Here is a 5368-nt window from a genome sequence, read left to right as displayed (position 1 = left end):
AGGTTAATTGCTCCATTGCCAATCTTTCCTAAGCCATGACTGGCTACCCAAAGATGACGCGGTATCGCCTCTCGGACACGGGCTAAGGCTTGGCGAGTGGCATTTTCTGGTGCTACTCCCCGGAAGCACCCCCAAACGCTGGTAAAATGCCCCCAAATGTCAATGCTGACCCCTGTGCCGATGGATGGGGAGGCCAGCACAATGTCATATTCCAGCAGTACTTTGTTTAATCTCGATATGCAGTTGTAAGCTTCGTGTTGCGGGTCGGCAATCGTTTCGGAGTCAATACGAAGTATTTTGCGATCGGGAAATTGTTTCTTGAACCTCGCTTCTAAGACTTTGGTTCCCCATTTTGATTTAGCTTTTTGGCAATCAACGGCAATAAAGGGCTTACCCCCGGTTTTGATGTGGGCTTCCAGAGCAGCTAACCAATTAACCGGGGTAGTTTGTTTGTAGTGGTAAATGTTCCAGGGTTGTCCCTTCCAGTTGTTGACGACTACCCAAGGGGTAACTTGGGTTTCTGCAAGACCCATAACCATTTCTGGCGATAAATCAGATAAGTCAGCATCAGCCAGGATGACTTTACCCCGTCCAGGAGCAAAGGCATTTTTGAACAACTGTGAAAGTTGGTTGAGGACTTCGACCCGATGCTTCTTAACTTCAGTGTTGGCAGAGAGCAAGTGCCAGATTACCTGTTCAGATTCGTCAATGATTACTAGCGGTTCTTTCCAGTAAAGGGCGTTAAATCTGGCTTGACCGTTGGGGTGTAAACTGTCTACACACAACGCAAAACCGAGTAAAACTCCTGTTTCGCTGTTTCTGACTTCGGTGATGTAGGGGATGCCTACCCGATCCGCGATCGCTTGGGCTAACTGTACCCTGTGCGATAAGAGGATAACCGGTTGACCGTTGGCGATCGCCTCAGCAACGATCGCGGCAAATGACTCGGTTTTACCAGAACCTTTAACGGATTTGAGTAAAATCAGTTTAGCGGTTTCCGGGATGGTCAATGCTCCCAGGTAACGCTGATTGAGGACGAGTGCCGCCTCAATTGAGAGTCGGCTGTACTCTTTGACCTGCCATTTTTCTTTTGTCAGTGCTAGTTTTATGATTTCATCAGTAACAGCTGGCCCCCTAGCGGCGATTAAGTCATCAATGCCTTTTTCGGGGTAACTCCACTGTGTCACTAAGACTTGACAGCCGCAGGCAGTTAACAGTTTCGAGGTTTGGCTAATGGCAATATTCACCCGTTGAACTGTTTCTGGCTTGGTGTCGTGGTCAAAGCAGATGATAAATTTACGTCCAAGGGTGGCGAAGTGTTGTAGCTCTGGAATTAGATGTAAATTACCTGTGGGTTGCCCAAATTCATCTTTGGGATTGCGGTAGCCACTGTTTATCCCAGGAAGGGCGATCGCTGCATAGCCCATAGTGAGTAATGCCCCTGCTTTTTTGGCCCCCTCACAAATCACAACTGGGATGTTGTACTTCCATACCCAATGCCAGAAGCCTAATGCCCTATCTTCATCGCTGATGGGCAAGTCATATCGGGCGGCTACACTCTCCCAAATGTAATCTGGTACTGCCAGGAAGAATGCCCTTGTTGGCACTCTTAGGGGATGTTCATACTTGATGAATTTAAGAACTTTGTTCAGGTCGCGCCTGGGGCGATCGGGCTTCATGCCGCCCCACATCATCGGGCTATAATCGTTGAGCGGGTCAACGCCACTGCACCACCAGTTCAGTCCTTCGATGTGGCGATAATTCTTGAGTACCCCGTCTCTGAGTCGTCCATCGTTACGGCGGGGGACGTTTTGACCATAGAACAGGTAATCGTAGGCGGCTGTGCCTGATACGGAAATGACGTTTAGCGCAATAATTCCAGGGTCAACAGCACTGGCTAGCCATTCATTCCAATGGTGCGCTTCTATGTGAGAGGGGCGGGATATGATCTCGTACCCCCCTATAACTTCATGTGGTTGAAGTACGCGGTTGTTATTAATCACGGATTTTTCCCTCAAATACTTTGGTTTTCAGTATCTGGAGGGGGTTATCGCGCTGCTAAATCCTAATATCTACATAATTCGCTGTATTGCTTGAATTTGCCTTTTTTGAGCTAATAAAAACAATTTAATGAATTTTCTTGCCAAAATCTGCAAGCAGAAATTTATAAATTGCCACAGCAACTCATATATAATTATGAGTAAGCAGCGCGGACTAGTCTCTTTTGCCAATTAGTGGTTAGACATCTCACCTTCCTTCCACTTCTTTGGTCGTCTAGAGATAAACCCCGCTTCCAAGTAATTTGAAATATTTAGTTTTTACTGTTGGGCAAAACGTTTACTACCTAGTAGCGCTTTGCCCTTTTAATTTTTGGTGCTGTTGTATATTTATCTCCTTTACAAGCTTTATTTACGTTCTTGCCTGATTTTACAGAACTTTTGGTCGTCTCATATCTAACAAGACCTGACTTTTACTTGAAATTACTTAATAAAAGTTGATAGTTTTTAAGTAATTGAGGTTCTGTAAGTTGTCTTCATTCACGTCACCTCCCCTCAAACTTAGAATTGGGAGAAGTAACAGGACTCTAATTTATTATATAGCTCTAATACTCGGAAATCTAAGCGGGATTTTTCTTGCCTCTTTTTGTAAGCCAGTCTTTAATCAAATCCTTGACTACATCTTCCATAACCAAATCATCTTCCGTGCAAGCAAGCTTGAAAGATTTGTGGAGTTCTCGTGGCACTCTGGCACGGACATAAACAGGGTCATCTTTATTGGTTGATGGTCTTCCTGGTTTTTTCTTTTCCTCCATAGCTCGAATACTCATTAATTAATTTTCTTAATTATCGCCAAAGTATAAGTAAATTTCATTTTTCGAGTACTTGAGTATTCGAGTTTTCGAGCTATATTAAAGATGTAAGCCAAAAAACGCCACTCAACAAAGGCAATAGAAGCCAGAAAGTGATGCTACGGCAAGCCTCCAACCGGATATGTGGATTTAAGGCGATAAGCGCCTCTAAATTCTGCAAAGCCAGAAAAATCAAGACTTTAACAAACAACAGAACCATGACAACCTTATATTCCAATGCCAAAAATTGGCTAGTTCAGGCAGACTTGTTAGCCAAATCAGGGCTAACTGACCTTATCGCCGGTAAAGACTCAGGTGCAGGGTATGGCAAGGCAATCATCGGTGATTTTTCCATCATGATGCCTGCTGCATATTCACTAGTTCGTAACCGCAACATCATGCACCACGAAACCATCTCAAAAGATGGGGCATGGGTACGTTATGTAGAAGGAACGCGGCTTGACTTAAAAGACGTTCAATTCTTCTGGGGCAGTGCGGCTCTAGCCCAAAGTGACCACACCTTACTCCACGAGGACAAAGCCAAAAAAGCAGAACTGGCACTAGAAAGCATCCTTGCAGACTTAGCAGTTTTAAATATTCCCAATGGGGTCAAGCTTTCAATTAGTTTGAGCAACCATAACCCAGAACGTTGGGGACAAGAGATTAAGCGCAGAGTCGAAGGGACTCACACCTTTGAGCATCTGCACCCTGTAACCCGTTCCATTGTCAGCAAGACAGTTGAAATTGTAGTTACAGGCATTTACCCCGAAGGATTTGGAAGCATTGCCCACTGTTTATTCGGTGAAGCGTCCCTGGTACTTGACCCCTCAGAATTAGCGATCGCACTCGATATCGGTTCATCGACTTGGTTGATTACTGTGTTCAACGGGAGTGGCGCAGTGATTGACCGTCACTTGATTGAAGGTGGAGCGGGTGAACTGCATTCGATGATTGCAGAGGCACTAGACAAACGAAACGACCGAGTGAGCTTGCTGTCCAAGGATGTGAAGCACTCGCCCAGTTTGGTGAACCAGGGAATTGTAGAAGGCACTTTCACATACGGCGGCAATCACCTGACAGGTAAAAAGTTTGAAACCGAGTATAGCCAATGCCTAGATGAGTGGTGGAGTAACAGGATTGAGAAATTCGCCAACTTTGTGACTGCTGGCAATTATCTAGACCGCGCTAAATACCTTGTCGCCTGGGGTGGGGGTGTTTCTCTACCAGTGGTGGATCAAAACTTAGCCGGTTTTGGCTTTGTGATTTTGAATAATCCCCAATTCATCAATGCCTTGGGGTTGAAACTATTAACTCAAATTTCTTTGGGAGCTTAATCAATGAATTACGAATCTCGGCGTATAACCATCTCCTACTTAGCAGTAATTGAATTGTGCAAGATTTTTGATTTACCCCAAGACGCGCCAACACAAGCACTTTCAGCAGGTGTAGAGAAGCTGGTTTTTCAACACGGCAATGTGCAAACATCACCAAAACCCGAAACACCGCAATCTACACAGCCCAATAAATCGGCACTTAGCGCAATGGTCACTAATTTCAAGGGAGCAGCATGACCAAATCCAGATTTAGAAACATGGTTTTAGGCATTGGAGCAACAGCAGCAGCGATTGCTTTTGGCTATTTCGGAGTGCAGTACTTCGGTCGTAACAATATGTTCACCATTGCCGCAGCCGTGGGTGGCGCAGGGGTCATCAGCTATGTACTTCAGAAACCGAGTCAGCCACAAGCGTCAAACAGTGAGCCAGAAGCACCAACCGCACCAATCAAAACCCAAAGGAGAAGAAACAAGTCATGAGCGACCAAGACACCCAAAAGACACAACCAAGCCTAACAACAACCGAAATTATGACCATAATCCTCGGTTGCGAACAAACTCTAAGGTTCGTGCAAGCATCCCCAAATTACAAACAAATTGAAGCATCAGAGCGGTTCAGCACATCGAATGACCTGCGTCTGGGTGATGCAGTTCAAGCCTTGATGGAGATTCACGAAGCGATTCTAAATATCGAGTTCTATTCCCAAGTTGAGGGGCAAGCTTATGCTTTCAATGACAGCCTTGCAACGTAATCATTTGTACTCTTTCCGATTCAATAGAGGCAGCAATGAATAATAATCGCAGAGTCTATGACTCAACCCTACTCACCAATTCTAGAGTGTACCAGATTGATAGAACGCTCTATCAGTACCTATATAAAACAGGTATAATCCAGCATCCCAAGTACCATTTTCGCCCTCTAGCTGGACAACGAAAGAAGGCTGATTTATTGCTCAATCACAAGGCTTTGACTACTCGCTGTTATGAAGTGTCAGGGATGTCAACCAATGCAAGAGTCATCAGCCAAGAATCACTGCAATTATCAATTTTATGAGGTGAATTACGCCTAATGTGAATTAAAGAGGTTGAGACTGGAAAGTGAGAACATTAATGCCAAAATGTCGGCGAAGCAACAAACGTAGTGTGTGAGATGCAATTTTGGCAGCAATATGTACACAAAAGCCGTC

At 44.9% G+C, this 5368-nt stretch carries 7 protein-coding genes; 5 read left to right on the top strand and 2 right to left on the bottom strand.

Translation table 11 applies throughout. From position 1 onward, the window contains the following. Positions 1-2003: plasmid replication protein, CyRepA1 family (locus IQ274_RS28325; RefSeq protein WP_194144172.1), on the bottom strand; the 2003-nt coding region annotated here is incomplete at its 3' end. A 614-nt stretch (positions 2004-2617) separates the two neighbouring features. Beyond that, positions 2618-2827, bottom strand: coding sequence for a plasmid partition protein ParG (locus IQ274_RS28320; RefSeq protein WP_100903339.1), 210 nt, complete (start codon positions 2825-2827; stop codon positions 2618-2620). A gap of 239 nt (positions 2828-3066) precedes the next feature. Here IQ274_RS28320 and IQ274_RS28315 point away from each other — a divergent pair, with 239 nt between their 5' ends. Genes IQ274_RS28315 through IQ274_RS28295 form a run of 5 tightly spaced genes read left to right on the top strand, consistent with a single transcriptional unit; the run spans position 3067 to position 5235 of the window. Beyond that, positions 3067-4182: a ParM/StbA family protein gene (locus tag IQ274_RS28315; protein WP_194144171.1), complete on the top strand. Its 1116-nt coding sequence runs from the start codon at positions 3067-3069 to the stop codon at positions 4180-4182. Between the two features lie 3 nt (positions 4183-4185). Beyond that, a complete protein-coding gene (locus tag IQ274_RS28310; RefSeq protein WP_194144170.1) occupies positions 4186-4419 on the top strand; it encodes a hypothetical protein in 234 nt (77 codons plus the stop codon). After that, a complete protein-coding gene (locus IQ274_RS28305; protein ID WP_194144169.1) occupies positions 4416-4661 on the top strand; it encodes a hypothetical protein in 246 nt (81 codons plus the stop codon). The genes IQ274_RS28310 and IQ274_RS28305 overlap by 4 nt, the downstream gene beginning before the upstream one ends. After that, on the top strand, positions 4658-4933 hold the full coding sequence (locus IQ274_RS28300; RefSeq protein WP_194144168.1) for a hypothetical protein: 276 nt from the start codon (positions 4658-4660) through the stop codon (positions 4931-4933). The genes IQ274_RS28305 and IQ274_RS28300 overlap by 4 nt, the downstream gene beginning before the upstream one ends. 35 nt (positions 4934-4968) lie before the next feature. Continuing rightward, entirely contained in the window at positions 4969-5235 is a 267-nt protein-coding gene (locus tag IQ274_RS28295; RefSeq protein WP_194144167.1) for a hypothetical protein, read from the top strand. Positions 5236-5368: the final 133 nt, after the last annotated feature.

Origin of the sequence: Nostoc sp. LEGE 12447 (genome assembly GCF_015206985.1) — a bacterium.
Lineage (GTDB): Bacteria > Cyanobacteriota > Cyanobacteriia > Cyanobacteriales > Nostocaceae > Nostoc.
Note: the sequence above shows the minus strand (reverse complement) of the source record. Positions and strands in the feature narration are given on the sequence as shown.

What these genes read in the sequence shown, in the direction of transcription:
- IQ274_RS28320 (WP_100903339.1), bottom strand. Translation starts at nt 2,827, where the DNA reads ATGAGTATTCGAGCTATGGAGGAAAAGAAAAAACCAGGAAGACCATCA.
- IQ274_RS28315 (WP_194144171.1), top strand. Translation starts at nt 3,067, where the DNA reads ATGACAACCTTATATTCCAATGCCAAAAATTGGCTAGTTCAGGCAGAC.
- IQ274_RS28310 (WP_194144170.1), top strand. Translation starts at nt 4,186, where the DNA reads ATGAATTACGAATCTCGGCGTATAACCATCTCCTACTTAGCAGTAATT.
- IQ274_RS28305 (WP_194144169.1), top strand. Translation starts at nt 4,416, where the DNA reads ATGACCAAATCCAGATTTAGAAACATGGTTTTAGGCATTGGAGCAACA.
- IQ274_RS28300 (WP_194144168.1), top strand. Translation starts at nt 4,658, where the DNA reads ATGAGCGACCAAGACACCCAAAAGACACAACCAAGCCTAACAACAACC.
- IQ274_RS28295 (WP_194144167.1), top strand. Translation starts at nt 4,969, where the DNA reads ATGAATAATAATCGCAGAGTCTATGACTCAACCCTACTCACCAATTCT.